Source organism: Sulfuricella denitrificans skB26, assembly GCF_000297055.2.
GTDB classification, from domain to species: domain Bacteria; phylum Pseudomonadota; class Gammaproteobacteria; order Burkholderiales; family Sulfuricellaceae; genus Sulfuricella; species Sulfuricella denitrificans.
This window is the reverse complement of the sequence record NC_022357.1, coordinates 452,409-470,722: the sequence shown is the minus strand read 5'-3', so window position 1 is coordinate 470,722 and position 18,314 is coordinate 452,409. Positions and strand designations below refer to the sequence as shown.

Here is an 18,314-nt window from a genome sequence, read left to right as displayed (position 1 = left end):
CTGCATGGCTTTTCGCACAGGTCGTCTCGAATGCAGGGTAGGACTCATGGGGCCATTACGCATTTGCTGGTTGGCAGTCCTCTGGAAACTGCGTTGCGAAATCGGCAATGATTTTGAGACCATCCGCTTCTTGAGGAACCGTTGCAAGACTTGATGGAAAACGTGCCTCCCAGAGTTTGCGAAGATCTTGAAAGTACGGATCACCGACATTGACGCCGATCACGTAGCCCCCCAATTTCTCCGCTTCGTGGATTACAGGGACGAGCAAATCGACCGCTGGGCCGATATATCGATTTCTAATGCCGAACCATCTGATAACTTCAAGTTTTCGCGTGAAATCGAGGAAGAACCGACCGTCTGGCACGGTAGCGCCAACCTTCGTCACCGCAAATCGACTCGACGAATTATCAAAGGCAATGAGAGTGAGTGGCATGCTGAATCCTAAGGTAAAGTAGACATCAATAACATATCTATAATTCTATCGGGTTGGTGTATAAACACGGCAATAACTTATTTGTCATTCCTGCAAGCACCACCCGAATGCCACCCATCCTTTCCAGCACAGCGGAAAGATCAACCCGCCGTCGCAATTGGGCTTTGGCTTTCGACTTACCCCGGCTGCCCATCCGAGCGTGGCCGCCAATACTTGGGCGCGTATTTGACGAACCAGGGTACAAAACAGGCAAGCCAGACCGTAGCGGCAAGCAGGTAGAAATGACCTGCCGCCGCCCCGGCCAGCGGCAGGTCGCCACCGATACGAGCTAGCGCGGCGAGTTGGAATCCCCAGAACAAGGCCCAGGTGGAGCTATCGGCTTCCAATTCCGCACCGGAATGACCCAGCGTGACGCGCGAGGCCATGCCCAGCACCATCGAGCCGAAAAGGCCGATGGTCAGGGCATGCAATGGCGCGAAACCCAGCATGCTGACGCCGGCCAGCAGAGCAAGGCTCTGTACGGCATACAGCGCCAGCGCAACCGAGGTCCAGGCGAAACCGACATGCAGCACTGCCAGCAAACGGATTTCGAAGCTGCGTCGCAGTTGCCAGTGCCAGCTCAAATGCATTGTTTGCGCCAGCAGGGGCAGGTCAAACAGCCACAACCAGGCGTTCCAGCCGAGAATTTCCAGCATGCCGTGGCCATAACTGCACACCAGCATCACACCGAGCGCGCCGGTGGGCCGGACTATTTGATAGTTGTCCAGCACCCGGCTGGAAAAAAACGGAATCATGCGGTGACAGATGGTGAAGAAGATCGGCAGCAGCAAGAACCACACTCCGGCCTTGAGAGAAAACACCACGAACAGGGCGTTGCCGGTCACCAGCCAGAGCAGGAAGGCAAGGATGCCTACCCAGCCCATGCCGAGTGCGACGCTGGTAATTCTGGGGTGCAGTTTGTCAGGGTGACGGGCGGTGATCAGCACGTCCAGCAGCGCATAAAAAGCGACACCCCAGCCGGCGAGGATCAGCACCAGCGCGACGATCAGCAGCTCTTTTCCGGCCAGCAGTCCAATGTAGAACAGCAGCACGCCGCACGCCAACGACAGGAAAGCCGGCACATAGCGACGTGGCGGTATCTTGGTACCGTTCATCCAGTTGGGATAGACGGTCATCAGGAAGCCGAAGATGAAAAACGGGAAGAAGCAGTAGATCATCAGGAAGCCGTGCGCCCAGGTCGCCGGTATCGTCCAGGCCGGCGACAGCCAGGCGGAAGTGTAGCGACCGATCAACTCGGTCAGCCACCAGGCGATAACAGCCAACCCCTGTACCGCACCCGCCAGGAACATCATGCGATGGGGCGCGGCGGAGAACGTGCGCCAGACGGAATTAACTTGCGACATATTCAGCCTTGATTCAAACGTAAAATGATATTTTACTCCGGTTCAGCCCGGCTGACCGAGATTGACTCACCAAAAGTAAGCGCCCCCAGGCGACAATCCGCTCTATCTATTGCAGAATAGCGTTGTATAACGATTTCCCCATAACTTTTCCCGCGCAGCCAGATAGCGAGTACCCCTGAAAACAGTATGAATCAAGACTTACAAAAAATAGACCGATTTGAAGTGACCCGGATTCTGGGCAAGGGCGCGCAGAGTGTGGTTTATCTTGCGTACGACCCCAAACTGCAACGCGAAGTGGCGATAAAAACCCTGCATTTCACGAAACAGAAGGATCAGCAGAACGAGATTCAGGCGCTGATCCAGGAATCGCGCACGGTCAGCAAGATGCGCCACCCTAACCTCGTACCCATTTTTGAGGCCGGGGAATACGAAGGCGACCCTTATCTGGTGTTCGAGTATGTCGAGGGGAAGACCCTGTCCGATCTGCTGCGGGAAAAAGGGGCGCTATCCGCCAACGAGGCCATCGGCATTATCGCCCCGGTGCTCGATGCCGTCGCCCACGCCCACCAGAACGGCATCATCCATCGAGACCTCAAGCCCTCCAACATCCTGATCAGCCCGGAAGGCATCCCGCGGGTGATGGATTTCGGCATCGCCGAACGCATCTCCGACAAACCGGGCGAGCACGACGATGTCCTGATAGGCACGCCTGCCTATATGGCGCCGGAATACATCGACGGCCGGATAATTAGCGAAAAAAATGATATTTTCGCTGCCGGCCTGATCCTTTACGAAATGGTGGTTGGGCACAAAGCCGTGCAGGGCAGCAATATTTACCAGATCATGCACCGCATCGCTTCCGAACCGATCGAACTCCCCCCGAGCGGCGAAATATCCATCGACGAAAAGCTCGGCGACATCATCCTCAAGGCACTGGCAAAAAATCCTCTCGACCGCTATGCCAGCGCCGAGGAAATGGGAGACGCGTTACACTCGTTCATGCTGGCGGGCGAAGAAACCGCGCCTCCCTCCGCCGAATCGAAACAGAGCACGCTGGATTTCCTGCTGCGGCGGATGCGCCACCGGGGCGACTTCCCGGCCCTGTCGGAGTCGGTCAGTTCCATCAACCGTGTAGTTTCTTCCGACCGGGAAAGCATCAACAAGCTTTCCAACTCGATCCTGAAGGATTTCGCCCTCACCAACAAGATTCTGAGGCTGGTCAATACCGCCTTCTATAGCACATACGGCGGCGGCACCATCAGCACCATTTCGCGCGCCGTGATTATTCTCGGCTTCGACGCGGTGCGCAACATCGCCGTCACCCTGATCCTGTTCGAACACATGCAGAACAAGGCTCATGCGACGCATCTGAAGGAAGAATTCATTCAGACCCTGTTCAGCGGGCTCATCGCCAAGGATATTGCCAAAGGCGCCTCCAAAGACATCAAGGATCCTGAAGAAGCCTTTATCTGCTCGATGTTCCATAACCTGGGGCGCCTCCTGGCCATGTTCTATTTCCAGGAAGAGGCCGAAAGCATAAACAGGGTCATGGCCCAGAAAGAATGCAACGAAGATATTGCTTCCGCCCAGGTGCTCGGCATTTCCTACCAGGACCTGGGCATCGGCATCGCCAAGACCTGGGGCTTCCCGGAACAGATCGTGCACAGCATGCGCAAGCTGCCGCCCGACTCCATACCCCGTCCCAAAACCGCCATGGACAGGCTGCGCATCATCACCAGTTTCTCCAATGAGCTATGCGCTATCGTTGCCCATACGCCCAGCGAAGACCGGCTGAAGTCCATCAAAAAACTCTCCGGGCGCTATGGTGACAGCATGCCGATCCAGGAAAAACAGTTACAGCAGACTCTGGAAAAAGCCCTCGATGAAATTACTCAGTTCGCCGGCACGGTGCGCCTGGGGGTAAGAGAGAGCCGGATTGGCAAGCAAGCCGCCAACTGGACCGGGCACACCCATCAAGTAGAGGTCGCAGGAGCATCAGAACACGCTGCTGAAGGTACCGAGCTAACCGAGGCAGAGGCGCAGATGCAGGACACGGTGGCGATCACCGCAACCGAGGGAGTCACTCTTGCCCAGGGAAAGCTGCCGGAAGGCATGGGAAACAAGCCGGATGCCGGCAATGCCCAGGCAATCCTCACCGCCGGCATCCAGGACATCAGCAATTCCCTAGTGGATGGCTGCTCCCTCAACGACCTCCTGCGCATGATCCTGGAAACCATGTACCGCAGCATGGACTTTCAGCGCGTGCTGTTATGCATCAAGGATGCCAAGCAGAACGCCATGGTCGGGCGCTTCGGCTTCGGCGAGGATATCAACCAGATCGTCAAGACCTTCAAGTTCCCCCTCAGCTATACTCCGGATGTGTTCCACGCCGCCTTGTCGAAGGGAGTGGACATCCTGATTTCCGACATCAACGAACCGAAAATCAAGGATCGCATTCCGGACTGGTATCGCAAGACTATTACCGCCCAGACCTTCGTGCTGTTTCCGCTGAATATCAAAAACGTACCGGTAGCGCTGATATATGCGGACAAGGAGGCTGCAGGCGGCATCAATATGCCGGAAAACGAGCTGAGCCTGTTAAGGACACTGCGCAATCAGGCCTTGCTGGCCATCAAGCAGACGCTATAGGGGCCCGTCGGCATGTTACAAAACATCGGCAGATTCGAGGTTCTGCGCATTCTGGGCAGAGGAGCTCAGAGCGTGGTCTATCTGGCCTTTGACCCGCAACTTCAGCGCGAGGTGGCGATCAAAACCGTGCATTTTGCCCAGCAGGAGGACCGGGATCTCAAGATCGGGGCGCTGATCCAGGAATCGCACACGGTCAGCCGGTTGCAGCACCCCAACATTGTGCCGATCTTCGAGGCCGGGGAGCACGACAGCAACCCCTATCTGGTGTTCGAATACGTCGAAGGCAAAACCCTGGCTGCGCAGTTGAAGGAAGGGGGTGCCCTGCCCGTTCTGCGCGCCATCCAGATCATCCAGCAGGTGCTCGACGCCATCTCTCACGCCCACCAGCACCAGATCATCCACCGCGATCTCAAACCTTCCAACATTCTGATAAACCTGGAAGGCATTCCGCGCGTGATGGACTTCGGCATCGCCACCAAAATCAGCGGCGCAGCTCACCAGGGCAACGACCTGATGGGCACACCCACCTACATGTCGCCGGAGTATATCAACACCCGCGAAGTCAGCATCGAAGGCGACATCTTCGCCACCGGCCTGATCCTCTGCGAAATGATTACCGGCAAACGTGCGGTGCAAGGCAACGACATTTTCCAGATCCTCAACAAGATCGTGAGCGGGCCGATTTTCAACCCCGCCGAAGCCAGCGAATTCATCGACGAAAAACTCGGCGACATCATCCTCAAGGCACTGGCGCCGAACCCGCTCGATCGCTACACCAGCGCGCAGGAAATGCGCGACGCGCTGCACGCCTACATGGTGATGGATGCGAATGGCCTGCCCATACTCTCGGAACAATCGCGCAAAAGCACAGTGGATTTCCTGCTCCGGCGCATGCGCTACAAGAGCGATTTCCCCGCCTTGTCCGAATCGGTCAGTGTCATCAACAAAATCATCGCATCAGGCGGGCAGGACAGTTTCGAAAAGCTGTCGCGCGCCATCCTCAAGGATGTCGCGCTCACCAACAAGATTCTCAGGCTGGTCAATTCAGCCTACTACGGCCAGCATGACAGCGGCAAGATCGCCACCGTCTCGCGCGCAGTCGTCATCCTTGGCCTGGATGCGCTGCGCAACCTCGCAGTCACCCTGATGCTGTTCGATCACATGCAGAACAAGGCACTCGTCACCCAGCTCAAGGATGAATTCCTGCGCGCCCTGTTCAGCGCCATTCTGGCCAAGGAAATTGCTACCAATGTCATGGCGCGGGGGGATGCCGAAGAAGTCTTCATCTGCGCCATGTTCCACCATCTTGGGCGAATGCTATCGCTGTTCTACTTTCCCGAAGAAACCAGGGAAATCGAAAAAACCATGGCGCAAAAGGAGTATAGCGAGGAGGTCGCAGCCACCCAGGTGCTAGGCATTTCCTACCAGAATCTGGGCATGGAGATCGCACGCATCTGGGGCTTTCCTGACCAGATCGTGGAAAGCATGCGCCAGCTACCGTCAGGAAAAATCCGGAAAGACACCCCCTACGACATGCCGCACCTTATCGCAGCCCATGCCAACGAGCTATGCGAGGCCATCGCCGACACCTCGCACGACAACCGGGCGAGCGCGATCCAGACAGTCACGCGCCGCTTCGAAGACGCCGTGCGCCTGACCGAAAAACAAATGGACACGGCCCTGGAAAAAGCCGTGGAAGAAGCCATTCAATACGCCGGCACGATCCACCTCAACCTGCACTACAGTCAATTCGGCAAAGCCCTCATCGATTGGGCTGGCGGAGCGGAATACCTGGAAAGCACTGCCGATGACGATTCCCCCACCGTCCTCAACACCGCCTCTGCACCGGGAATACTCGCGGAGCGCCGCTCATCAGCCAACGCAAATAACGAGGACGAACGATTCGACAGCCAGATCATTCTGGCCGAAGGGCTCCAGAACATCAGCCAGGCCCTGCTCGATAACACCCCCCTGAATACCCTTCTGCACATGGTGTTGGAAATACTCCATCAGGGCATGGGATTTCAGCATGTCCTGTTGTGCATCAAGGATCGCAAAACAGACTCCATGACCGGGCGCTTCGGATTGGGCCCGGATATCGCGCAAATTACCCGCGATTTCAAATTCCCTCTACAACCCTCAAATGACGTGTTTCATGCCGTGCTGAGCGAAAATTCCGACATCCTGATCGCCGACATCAACGCCCCGAAGATCAGGGCAAGCATTCCGGATTGGTATCGCAAGTCCGTTTCCGCCCAGACCTTCATCCTGCTTCCGCTTTCACTCAACAACATCCCGGTAGCGCTGATCTATGCCGATAAGAAGCATGCCGGCGACATCGCCCTGTCCCGAAAAGAACTCTGCCTGCTGCACGCACTGCGCAACCAGGCCGCGCTCGCTTTCAAACATATCACCTAGGAAGACAACATCATGATGGAATATATTTTCTTCAACGCCGAACTGGCCGAACGCTTCGCCGAATTCGCACGCCTGATCGGTGCCGGCTGCGAAGAACGCAGCGACAACATGGGGCTGATCGTGGCCGTTCCAGAAGATCTCGACGAGGAACTCGACAACCGGCTGGACACCTATTACGCCCACCTGCTCGACGAGCAAGCCGAGATGGTGGAACAAACCGAGCCCGGCCTCAAGCACAACACTTCCATCAACATCACTCTGATCGACGGCCGTACCTGCGCGATCCGCATCGAGCCGGAGATGATGAACCGGCTGATGGGCTGTCTGAGTATCGACGAAATCCACCAACTCGCCACCACCATCGCCCGCAACGTAGAGAATCCGGACAACCGCCCGCTGTGCCAGACCTGATTCATCTTTCTTGACCCGGCAGGGTTGATGCTTTCGGGCAGTCATGCTAGCCTGAACGGCCTTTATCGACCTTTAAATCCGAATAGATTTTAGCTGGCAGAAACCGACACCCGATGGTTCTTTCCGACCGTATACACACCTATGGGCAGCTCCTGCTGCGACGCCACGGCGAGCGCGTGCACAAGATCGCCCTCGACGCCGGCCTGACCTGTCCCAACCGCGATGGCAGCAAGGGCATCGGCGGCTGCACCTTCTGCAACAACGAATCGTTCAGCCCCAACGGGCGCAAGCCGCCGACCCTGCAAGAGCAACTGACTTCGGGAAGGGCCGCCATCACCCGCTGCACCCGCGCCAAAAAATTTATCGCCTACTTCCAGGCCTATACCAACACCTACGCCAAGATCGAACAATTACGCGCGATGTACGAAGAAGCCCTGGCAGAGCCCGACGTGATCGGGCTCTCCGTCGGCACCCGCCCCGACTGCGTGCCGCCGGAGGTGCTCGACCTGCTCGCCGGATACTGCGAGCGCGGCGTCGAAGTCGTCCTTGAGCTCGGCCTGCAATCCGCCTTCGATGAAACCCTGGACAAGGTTAACCGCGGCCACGGCCTGGCCGAATACCTCACCACCACGACCGCGGCCCGCGAACGAGGTATCCCGGTATGTGCCCACCTGATCGTCGGCCTGCCCGGCGAAACCGAGGAGCACTACCACGCCAGCCTGGATACCGTAATCGAGCACGGTGTGGACGGACTCAAACTGCACCCACTGCATGTCGTCAAGCATACCGTGCTTGCCCAGGAATGGCGGCGCGGCGAATACCAGCCGCTGAGCCAGGAAGACTACACCCGCATCGTCTCCGACCTGATCGAACGCACGCCGGAGGATATTGTCTTTCACCGCGTCACCGGCACCGCATCCAGGGATATCCTGCTTGCCCCCGACTGGTGTTCGAAGAAATGGGATGTACTCAACAAGATCGAGCAGGAACTGAGAAGGCGGGACACCCGCCAGGGACAGTTTGCCCGCCCCATAACCAAGGAAGAACTCAGACATGTCGCCTAAAGCCTCTCTCGAACTGGTCTGCCCAGCAGGCAACCTGCCCGCCCTGAAAATCGCAGTCGATAACGGCGCCGACTGCGTCTACATGGGCTTCAAGGACAACACCAATGCGCGCGCCTTCCCCGGGCTGAACTTCGACCAGGCCAGCGCCCGCGAAGGCGTGCGCTACGCCCACGCCAAGGGGGCCAAGGTGCTGCTTGCGCTCAACACCTTCCCGCAGTCCGACACATGGGAACGCTGGCAGGCGGCGGTGGATAACGCAGTGGAACTCGGCATCGACGCCGTCATCCTGGCCGACCCCGGCCTGATGCGCTACGCAGCGAAGAACTACCCGAATCTGCGCCTGCACCTATCGGTGCAGGGTTCCGCCACCAACTACGAGGCGATCAACTTCTACCACGAACACTTCGGCATCCAGCGCGCGGTCATCCCGCGCGTGCTGTCGCTGGCCCAGGTCGAACAGGTGGTGAAGAACACCCCGGTGGAAATCGAACTGTTCGGCTTCGGCGGCCTGTGCGTCATGGTCGAAGGGCGCTGCGCGCTATCTTCCTATGCCACCGGCGAATCGCCCAACACCTGCGGCGTCTGCTCGCCAGCCAAGGCAGTACGCTGGGAACAAACTCCCACCGGCCTGGAATCGCGGCTTAACGGCATCCTGCTCGACCGCTACGGCAAGGATGAAAACGCCGGCTACCCAACCCTGTGCAAGGGCCGTTTCGAAGTCAATAACGAAACCTACTACGCCATCGAAGAGCCGACCAGCCTGAACACCCTGGAGATGCTACCGGAGATGATCGCCATGGGCATCGCCGCGATCAAGATCGAAGGCCGCCAACGCAGCCCCGCCTATGTCGAACAGGTCACCAAGGTATGGCGCTCCGCCATCGACTCCGCCAAACGCGCGCCGGACAGCTATGCCGTCAACCCGGCGTGGATGGCGCAACTGAACAAGGTCGCCGAAGGACAGCAGAACACCCTGGGCGCGTATCACCGGCCATGGAAATAAACTGCAATTAACCGCAAAGGACGCGGTGAGCAAAGATTTTAAAGAGAATACAACATGAAACTAGCACTCGGCCCCATCCTCTACTACTGGGAACGCGAAACCACCTTCAGTTTCTACGACGAAATCGCCGCCTCTCCGGTGGATACCGTCTATCTCGGCGAAACCGTCTGTTCGCGCCGCCACACCCTGCGCACCGAAGACTGGCTTGAAATCGCGGATAAGCTCGCCGCTGCCGGTAAAGAAGTGGTGCTCTCCAGCCAGGCACTGATCGAGTCGGAATCCGACCTGAAGACCCTGCGCCGCATCGCCGGTAACGGCAAATTCATGGTGGAAGCCAACGATATGGGTGCAGTTCATCTGCTCTCAGCCGCCAAGCTCCCCTTCGTCGCCGGCCCCCACATCAATACCTACAACCCGCAAACGCTGGCCCTGCTGGCTGAACTCGGAGCGAAGCGCTGGGTCATGCCGGTAGAAATGTCGCGCGACGCGCTCGGCCACATGCTGCGCGACCGCCCATCCGGATTGGAAACCGAGGTATTCGCCTACGGCCGTCTGCCGCTGGCCTTCTCGGCGCGCTGCTTTACCGCCCGTCACCACAACCTGCCCAAGGACGACTGCCAGTTCCGCTGCATGGACTACGTCAACGGACTCACCCTGAAAACCCGTGAAGGCCAGCCCTTCCTCGCCCTGAACGGCACCCAAACCCAGTCCGCCAGCGTCTACAACCTGATCGGCGAACTCAATGCGATGCGCGAAACCGGCGTCGATGTGGTACGCGTCAGCCCGCAGGCATTTTTCACTGCAAAAATTCTCAGATTGTTCCGCGAAGTCATGGACAATCGCCTCCCCGCCCAAACGGCCAACCAGCAGATGACCAAGCTCATGCCCGACCAGGCCTGCGACGGCTACTGGCATGGTCGACCGGGCATCGAACAGAGCTATCTGCAAGCGTCTTCGGCTGAGGATGCGGCCTGACACTTCGGCTGGACTGCCTCTGCCTCCCACGCCGTTACCTGAAAACCAGGGGTTCCCCTATATACGGCAGGACCAGCTTTGCCTTATCCTGCCATAGGCATTCTATGGAAATGGGATAAAATAAGGCTACCCTCCCATTTCTGACCGTTAATGCAAGATCCCGATGGCACGAGCTTGCCAAACAGGGGTTGCGCCGGGTGATTTAATCCGCAGTTAACAGGGCTAAAGCAATGCATATTACCTGGAATTATTCCCTGGTATTTTTATCCATCCTGGTGGCCATGATTGGGTCGTTCACCGCGCTTACCCATGCGCAACGCATGCGTGAGAGCAGTGGTCGTGCGGCAACACTCTGGATGGTCTCGGGTAGTATTACCTTGGGCCTGGCAGTCTGGTCCATGCACTTTATCGGCATGTTGGCGTTTCACCTGCCCATCCCCATTGCTTATGACCTTACGCTGACCCTCCTTTCCGTCCTGCCGGTCATTCTCGCTACCCTGTTGGGCTTCAGGGTGCTGCGAGAAATCCGCATCAGCACCAGGCTCATATTAGTCAGCGGACTAGTGATGGGTGCGGGCATCAGCGCGATGCACTACACCGGCATGGCCGCACTCAAGATGTCACCGGACATTGGTTACAACCCATTGTCTTTTGCCCTGTCCATTGCCATTGCAATCATCGCTTCATGGGGCGCATTACTAATGATGTATCAGGGTGAGCACATCAAGTTACGCCCGTTACTGCGTTTTGTATTGGGTGCAGTGATCATGGGTTTGGCGATTTCCGGGATGCACTACACCTCCCTGCTGGGAATAATCATTCCACCCGGCAGCATGTGCCTCGCCAGTGGGTTGCGTATCGAGCCGAATATTCTTGCCATGCTGGTGTCGCTGACTTCGCTGTTCTGGTTTGGTGGCGGCATTCTCGCCACTTTGTTTGATCAGCGCATGGTGCGACAAAACTCGCTGGCCCTGGCGCAGCTGCAAGCCGCACATGCCGCACTAGAGCAACGTGCACAGCAAATGGCTGCCGAAATGACCCGGGAGCTACGCGAAAGCAAGGGCATGCTCAACCTCATTCTGGATACGGTACCCCAGGCGATATTCTGGAAGGACAGCAACAGCGTGTTCCTCGGATGCAACCGGATTTTCGCCAGGGACGCGGGTTTGGCACACCCCAACGAGATCATCGGAAAAACCGATTTTGATATGCCCTGGACGCATGAAGAATCCATAGCCTATCGAGCCGACGACCACGAGGTAATGAGCAACAACGCCGCCAAAATTCACATCATCGAACAGCAACACAACGCCGGTGGCGCGCATATCTGGCTGGATACCAGCAAAGCGCCGCTGGCTGATAGCGAGATATTTGGGGTGTTGGGCATTTATGAAAATATCACGGAGCGCAAGCATCTCGAAGAGGAGATGCGGATTGCCGCTATTACCTTCGAAACCCAGGAAGCTATTCTGATCACCGATTCTGACGCAAAAATTATGCGCGTCAATCCGGCTTTTCAGGAGATTACCGGCTACAGTAAAGAAGAAGTCATCGGGCAAAACCCGCGCATCCTGCAGTCCGGTCGCCACGATGCGGCTTTCTATCAGGCCATGTGGGCAGCATTACGCGATACCGGCAAGTGGTCTGGCGAGGTCTGGGACAAGCGCAAGAATGGCGAGATCTATCCCAAATCCATGACCATTACGGCGGTTTACGATGACAATCAGCAAGTCTCCAATTATGTGGCCGTGTTTACCGACATAAGTCAGCGCAAACAGTCGGAACAGGAAATTCATCAACTGGCCTTTTACGACCCTCTGACCCAACTGCCGAATCGTCGCTTGTTAATGGACCGTTTGCAGCAGGCGATGGCAGTCAGCGCACGTAGCGGCCGGCATGGTGCATTACTATTTCTGGATCTGGATCATTTCAAGATCATCAATGATACGCGGGGTCATGCCATGGGCGACCTGCTGTTGATCGAGGTGGCGCGCAGGTTACAGACCTGTGTGCGCGAAGGTGACAGTGTGGCCCGGCTGGGCGGCGATGAATTTGTGGTGGTCCTTGAAGAGCTGAGCAGCCGGCAGGACGAGGCGGCCACACTCACCGAACTGGTCGCAGAAAAGATTCGCAACAAGCTAAGTCAGCCTTATGCGCTGAAAGAGTACGAGTGCCACACCACACCGAGTATCGGCATCAGTCTGTTCCATGGCCATCTGGAGAGCGTGGACGATTTGCTCCAGCATGCTGACGTTGCCATGTATCAGGCCAAGGCGGCAGGGCGCAATGCCATCCGCTTTTTTGACCCGCAGATGCAAACAGCATTGGATATGCGTGCGGATCTGGAAGCGGATTTGCGTCATGCCCTCGAGAAGCGGCAATTTCGTCTGTACTATCAAATCCAGGTGGACCGCCTTCACCGTCCGCTGGGCGCGGAAGTGCTGTTGCGCTGGGCACATCCCGAACGTGGTCTGGTTTTCCCTGATCAATTCATTCCGCTGGCCGAAGAAACCGGACTGATCGTGCCGATCGGTTTGTGGGTGCTGGAAACCGCCTGCACGCAGCTCAAAGCATGGCAACGCGATGCGCTGACCCGCGACCTGACGGTGGCGGTGAACGTCAGCGCCAGGCAATTCCATCAGGCCAACTTCGTTGCCCAGGTGCAGCGCGTGCTGCTGGAAAGCGGAGCGCCGCCTGCGCAGCTCAAACTGGAACTGACCGAAAGTGTCGTGCTGGAGAACATCGAGGACACCATCGGCAAGATGCATGAAATAAAAAAACTGGGCGTGAGTTTCTCGATGGACGACTTCGGTACGGGCTATTCTTCGCTGTCCCAGCTGAAACGCCTGCCGCTGGACCAAATCAAGATCGACCGATCCTTCGTGCGCGACATCGCTTTTGACTCCAACGATGCGGCCATTGTGCACGCCACTATTGCAATGTCACAGGCTTTAGGGCTGAACGTCATTGCCGAAGGGGTGGAAACCGAAGCGCAACGCGAATTCCTTGATCATCATGGCTGCCATGCCTTTCAGGGATATTTGTTCAGCAAGCCAGTCCCGCTGGAGCAGTTTGAGGAGTTGCTGAATTAAGGTGGGGTGGTACTATTTCAGAAATTCTGAAATAAACCGGAGCCTTTCCATGACCCCCCCATCCCTGATCGCCAAGAACGATACTCAGGAACTTTTTCTGCTGCCGCAACTGGCCAGCCGCCACGGCCTCATCGCTGGCGCCACCGGTACCGGGAAAACGGTTTCGCTGCAGGTGATGGCGGAGAATTTCAGCCGCATCGGCGTGCCGGTGTTCATGGCCGACGTCAAGGGCGACCTTTCGGGCATCAGCCAACCCGGCACTGAAAAACCCAAAATCGTCGAGCGCATCGCAAAACTGGGGCTCACCGACTTTTCCTTTGCCGGCTGCCCGGTCACATTCTGGGATGTGTTCGGCGAACAAGGGCATCCGGTACGCGCCACCATCTCCGAAATGGGGCCGCTGCTGCTGGCCCGCATGCTCAATCTCAACGACACCCAGGCTGGTGTGCTAACGCTGGTGTTCAAGATTGCCGACGACAACGGCCTGCTGCTGCTCGACCTCAAGGACCTGCAGGCCATGCTGCGGCATGTCGGCGACAACGCCAAACAGTTCACCACCCAGTATGGCAATGTCTCCGCTGCCAGCATCGGCGCCATCCAGCGCGGTCTGATCACGATGGAATCCGAAGGCGGCAAGCAGCTGTTCGGCGAACCGGCACTGAATATCGACGACCTAATGCAGTGCGATGCCAAAGGGCAGGGGATGATCAACATCCTTGCCGCCGACAGACTGATGCAATCCCCCAAGATCTACGCCACTTTTCTGCTGTGGATGCTGTCGGAACTCTATGAAAGGCTGCCGGAAGTGGGCGACGTGGACAAACCCAAGCTGGTGTTTTTCTTCGATGAAGCCCACCTGCTCTTCAACGACGCACCCCAGGCGCTACAGGACAAGATCGAACAAGTGGTCCGGCTGATCCGCTCCAAAGGGGTGGGCGTTTTCTTCGTCAGCCAGAACCCGCTCGACATCCCGGACAAAGTGCTAGGCCAACTCGGCAACCGCATCCAGCACGCCCTGCGCGCCTTCACGCCGCGTGACCAGAAAGCCGTGCGCGCCGCAGCGGAAACCTTCCGCGCCAATCCGGGTCTCAATGTTGAAGCGGCCATTACCGAGCTTGGTGTTGGCGAGGCCCTGGTTTCCCTGCTCGATGAAAAAGGCCGCCCGCATCCGGTGGAGCGCGCCCTGATTGTTCCTCCGCGCAGCCAGCTTGGCCCCGTCACTCCCGAACAGCGCCAGGCGATCATCAGACAATCGGTACTATTCGGCCACTACGAAGCCGAGGTGGATCGCGAATCCGCCTATGAAAAACTGAAAGGGCGGGCCGAACAGAGTACCTCGCCCGCCACATCGTCTAGCGAGGCCGCAGGCGAAAAGGCCGCAAGCGGCGGCTGGCTGGACAGCATCGGCGACATGCTGGGCGGTGGCAGCCGCCGCCAGGGCGTCGCCGAAGCCGCCATCAAAAGCGCCGCCCGCGCCATCGGCTCGCAACTCGGACGCCAAATTATCCGTGGCGTACTGGGATCGATCCTGGGTGGGAAACGTTAGTGGCCTGGTTTCAAGTGCAGCATAAGATGCTCCCGCTCTGTGCCTGCCGTTGTGCATGATACGCATGTTTTCTGCGTGGGAAGCTCACGGCTGTCCGAAGATTTCCGGAGCGGCGATAAGTTAAATGACGGAAAACCGATTCATTCAAACTCCCCCAGCGGCTGAAAACAAAAAACGAACCGTCCGTCATCGAAATTCACCGCCAGTTCCGCGCCATGATTGAGGCCGTAATCCCAGAACCCCTTGACCGGGCAACCTTCATGACATTCACTCACGCCGCGCGGCGATTCCAGATCGCGGTCGCGGTCATACCACGACAGCAGCATGTTTTCGCCGGTCAGATTGTCGGCGATCACCGCGGCGAGTTTGATGGCGGCGTTGAAGTCGAGGGCGATTTCGGTGGAAGCGATGTGCAGTGTCTTCATGGGCGTTTCCGATAATAAAGTTCTTGCTGGGGAATATACATCGCATCGATAAGCGACGACAAATTCCTGCCCCGGCACAAACACCAAATATCTGTCTGCGTCTGTCGATAAAGCTCTCCGTTCTCTCCTGCTATACTCTGATCCATCGCATAGCCCCAGGCCTTCCATCTTGAATCAGCCCTCCAGCATCATAGCTAGCCACGACGACGGCCTGAACCGCGCCAGTTGGAATGCCGGTTTCGACCGGGACTGGCTCACCCTGCACGCGTGCGGCGACCGCCCTGATCTGCTGCGTTTTTACCGCAACCAGCCGGCAGCGAGCATCGGCCGCTACCAGGCGCTGGAACGTGAGATCCGGCTGGACTACTGCCTCACGCGTGGCATCGAGGTGGTGCGCCGCGCCAGTGGCGGTGGGGCGCTTTACCTCGATGAGAACCAGTTGGGCCTGAGCTTGATCATCCGTCGTCCGGCACAATGGGGATGCCTGCAGGACATTCTTTCTCGCTTCTGTATGGCGCTCGCCGATGGGCTTGCACACCTCGGTGTCCACGCTCTCTTCAAGGCGCCCAACGACCTGGAAATCGACGGCCGCAAGCTGGCTTCCGCCTTCATCGCCACGGCGGGCGATTCGCTGCTGCTGCAGGCGACACTGCTGATAGACGCCGACATCAAAACCATGCTGGAAGCACTGCGCGTGCCGACCGAGAAGCTGACCGTGACCGGGCTGGAAAGCGCGCGCCAGCGGCTGATCACGCTGAAGGATCTGCTCGGAAAAATACCTGAGGATGCGGTGCTGCAGCAGGCGCTACGGTTTGGGATCACGGATGCGCTGGGGGTGGGCTTTGCGGATGCTGGCATGGAAGCCGTGGATTCCCGCTTGCACGGGAATGACGACACTAACCGCGAAACCGAATGGAGCGAGGCGAGCGATGTCGCGCTCGAAGCCCTGCACAAGACTGCCGGCGGTGTACTGCGAGTGCGGCTGTGGCCGGATGCGGGGCAGCAGCGCATTGATCGAATACTATTCGCCGGCGATGTGCACCTGCACCCGGCCGATGCGCTAGAGCGCCTGGAGTGCACGCTTGCCGGCCTGCCTCTAACGGAGGCGGAAGCGACGGCCCGTGCTTTCTTTGCCGATTTCCCCTGCGACCTGCTCGGCTTTGCGACGGAGGACCTGTGCCGGGTATTGCGGCTGGCGCTGGCCAAGCTCGACCAGCAGCGGGAGTTCGGCCTGAGTCCGGCCCAGGCCAATAGCCTGATGGTGCTAGGCAGCGAAACCACGCACGACACCCCCGCCATCCTCGCGCAGGCTACCGTGATGCTGATGCCCTACTGCGCCAAGCCGGCCTGGTGCAAATGGCGCCATCAGGACGACTGCGTGGAATGTGGCAAATGCGAAGTAGGCGATGCCTACCGCCTGGCGCGCGAGCGCAACATGCAGGTGACCACCATCACCCACTACGAACACCTCACTGCCACGCTAGTCCAGATGAAGAGCGCTGGCGTGGCGGCCTATGTCGGCGCCTGCTGCAGCCAGTTTTTCATCAAGCGCCACTACGCCTTCCGCGAGGCGGGCATGGCGGCAGTGCTGATGGACATCAGCGGTGCCAACTGCTACGAGCTGAAGCAGGAAGAAGCGGCCTACGCCGGCCAGTTCCAGGCGGAGGCCAGTCTCGATGCCGACATGCTAGCCAAGGTAATGCAACACGTACCAGCACAGCCAGACGAGCCGACGCAGGGCATAATCCCATTGACCCCTTTGAACGAAACCAGAAAGCGCGCATGAAACGCATCGACCAGACTCTGCTCACCACCCTCTCCAACCAGGCCGCCTCCTCGCCGCGCAAGCGGGCGCACCACAACCTGCACCCCCAGCTCGACGATCCGGTCCAGCGCCTGTGCATCGCCATGGAACCCGGCACCTACGTCAGACCGCACCGCCATATGCAGCCGGAAACCTGGGAAATCCTGTTGATATTGAGCGGAGCCGTGGCACTGCTGACTTTCGACGATAGAGGAAAGGTGCTGAAACGGATCGAACTGGCGGCAGGAGGAGAAGTCACCGCAGTGGAAATCCCGGCCAACACCTGGCACGCGGTGGCGTCTCTGAAAGCTGGCACGGTGGTATTCGAAGTCAAGCAGGGGCCTTATACGACGATCACCGAGGCTAACTACGCTCCCTGGGCACCCGCTGAAGGAGTGCAGGCGGAATCGCTGGAGGGGTGGTATCACCGTGCTCAGGCGGGGGATAACGTGCCAGCATATATATGATGGAAACCAAAGGAGGACTCTTATGTTTATGATCGACCACAAAGATCTCAGCTGGTGGTACTGGTTTGCGACCGCGTGCTTGCTTACCGCTGGTGTTGCTGGATACCCAATGGGATTTTTCCTCGCCATAGGCCTCACTGTATTTCAGTTAATACACTTCACGATACGTGAGCGTAGCATTACTGCTTTTCCAATTCAGGTCCGATTTTGGTATTTAATACTTCTTCTTGTTGCGCTCCCAGAACCGCTGCAGATAATTTATTGGGTACCTACTGTAGGAACGTGGGCACAACTGATTTTTGGCTACTGCACGATGGCGCGTTGTGTGTCGCTCTTGCCGTGGAATCGTAATGAACGCTTTTCAGTCGGCTTATTAAGGAAAACATTTTTTTCTCGTCCTGTGCGCGGCAGCATTATGCAGGGTCTTCCTTCTCTAAAGCAAACGGAGGATCACGCATAACAGGGCGATTTATTCCTGCAAGCTCGTCCCCGCAAAAAAACCAAAAATCAGTTATAATTCAACCCAACCGAGGAGCGCTGCAACGGATTTCTTCCGTCAGGCTCGGCTTCCAAACACCGCGCTTACCTGATAACCAACCCCGTGCCGGACACGGGATGCCAGGT

The 18,314-nt window shown here is 57.8% G+C and carries 14 protein-coding genes and 1 riboswitch; of the genes, 11 read left to right on the top strand and 3 right to left on the bottom strand.

Going from position 1 to position 18,314, the window contains the following annotated elements:
• Positions 1–55 precede the first annotated feature (55 nt).
• Positions 56–433 carry a hypothetical protein gene (locus tag SCD_RS02175; protein ID WP_009206768.1) on the bottom strand — a complete coding sequence of 126 codons (378 nt, stop codon included), beginning with the start codon at positions 431–433 and terminating at the stop codon, positions 56–58.
• Between the two features lie 176 nt (positions 434–609).
• Positions 610–1,836 carry an NnrS family protein gene (locus SCD_RS02170; protein WP_009206769.1) on the bottom strand — a complete coding sequence of 409 codons (1,227 nt, stop codon included), beginning with the start codon at positions 1,834–1,836 and terminating at the stop codon, positions 610–612.
• Positions 1,837–2,022: 186 nt separating this feature from the next.
• Here SCD_RS02170 and SCD_RS02165 point away from each other — a divergent pair, with 186 nt between their 5' ends.
• From SCD_RS02165 to SCD_RS02130, 8 genes are all read left to right on the top strand, one after another.
• The gene (locus tag SCD_RS02165; RefSeq protein ID WP_021035754.1) at positions 2,023–4,485 is read left to right on the top strand and encodes a serine/threonine protein kinase; all 2,463 of its coding nucleotides are present in this window, start codon (positions 2,023–2,025) and stop codon (positions 4,483–4,485) included.
• 12 nt (positions 4,486–4,497) lie between these two features.
• A complete protein-coding gene (locus tag SCD_RS02160; protein WP_009206771.1) occupies positions 4,498–6,903 on the top strand; it encodes a serine/threonine protein kinase in 2,406 nt (801 codons plus the stop codon).
• 12 nt (positions 6,904–6,915) lie between these two features.
• Positions 6,916–7,314, top strand: a complete 399-nt coding sequence (locus tag SCD_RS02155) for a hypothetical protein (RefSeq protein WP_009206772.1) — start codon at positions 6,916–6,918, stop codon at positions 7,312–7,314.
• A 113-nt stretch (positions 7,315–7,427) separates the two neighbouring features.
• Complete coding sequence (locus SCD_RS02150; RefSeq protein ID WP_009206773.1) at positions 7,428–8,378, top strand: TIGR01212 family radical SAM protein; 951 nt, start codon at positions 7,428–7,430, stop codon at positions 8,376–8,378.
• On the top strand, positions 8,368–9,381 hold the full coding sequence (gene ubiU / locus SCD_RS02145; RefSeq protein WP_009206774.1) for a ubiquinone anaerobic biosynthesis protein UbiU: 1,014 nt from the start codon (positions 8,368–8,370) through the stop codon (positions 9,379–9,381). Before SCD_RS02150 ends, ubiU begins: the two co-directional genes overlap by 11 nt.
• Positions 9,382–9,435: 54 nt before the next feature.
• Positions 9,436–10,356, top strand: coding sequence for a U32 family peptidase (locus tag SCD_RS02140; protein WP_009206775.1), 921 nt, complete (start codon positions 9,436–9,438; stop codon positions 10,354–10,356).
• 230 nt (positions 10,357–10,586) lie between these two features.
• A complete protein-coding gene (locus SCD_RS02135) occupies positions 10,587–13,448 on the top strand; it encodes a bifunctional diguanylate cyclase/phosphodiesterase (protein ID WP_009206776.1) in 2,862 nt (953 codons plus the stop codon).
• Positions 13,449–13,497: 49 nt separating this feature from the next.
• Positions 13,498–14,994 (top strand): helicase HerA-like domain-containing protein, encoded by a 1,497-nt coding sequence (locus SCD_RS02130; protein WP_009206777.1) that lies wholly within the window; start codon positions 13,498–13,500, stop codon positions 14,992–14,994.
• Between the two features lie 140 nt (positions 14,995–15,134).
• Here SCD_RS02130 and SCD_RS02125 read toward each other — a convergent pair whose 3' ends face one another.
• Positions 15,135–15,419 carry an AF1514 family protein gene (locus SCD_RS02125; protein WP_009206778.1) on the bottom strand — a complete coding sequence of 95 codons (285 nt, stop codon included), beginning with the start codon at positions 15,417–15,419 and terminating at the stop codon, positions 15,135–15,137.
• Positions 15,420–15,588: 169 nt separating this feature from the next.
• Between SCD_RS02125 and SCD_RS02120 the strand changes: the two genes are divergently transcribed.
• The 3 genes from SCD_RS02120 to SCD_RS02110 are packed head-to-tail and all read left to right on the top strand — an operon-like array spanning position 15,589 to position 18,150.
• Positions 15,589–17,205 (top strand): lipoyl protein ligase domain-containing protein, encoded by a 1,617-nt coding sequence (locus SCD_RS02120; protein ID WP_009206779.1) that lies wholly within the window; start codon positions 15,589–15,591, stop codon positions 17,203–17,205.
• A complete protein-coding gene (locus SCD_RS02115) occupies positions 17,202–17,690 on the top strand; it encodes a WbuC family cupin fold metalloprotein (protein ID WP_009206780.1) in 489 nt (162 codons plus the stop codon). Before SCD_RS02120 ends, SCD_RS02115 begins: the two co-directional genes overlap by 4 nt.
• A gap of 22 nt (positions 17,691–17,712) precedes the next feature.
• On the top strand, positions 17,713–18,150 hold the full coding sequence (locus tag SCD_RS02110) for a hypothetical protein (protein ID WP_041673293.1): 438 nt from the start codon (positions 17,713–17,715) through the stop codon (positions 18,148–18,150).
• A 63-nt stretch (positions 18,151–18,213) separates the two neighbouring features.
• A riboswitch (S-adenosyl-L-homocysteine riboswitch) is annotated at positions 18,214–18,281 on the top strand.
• Positions 18,282–18,314: the final 33 nt, after the last annotated feature.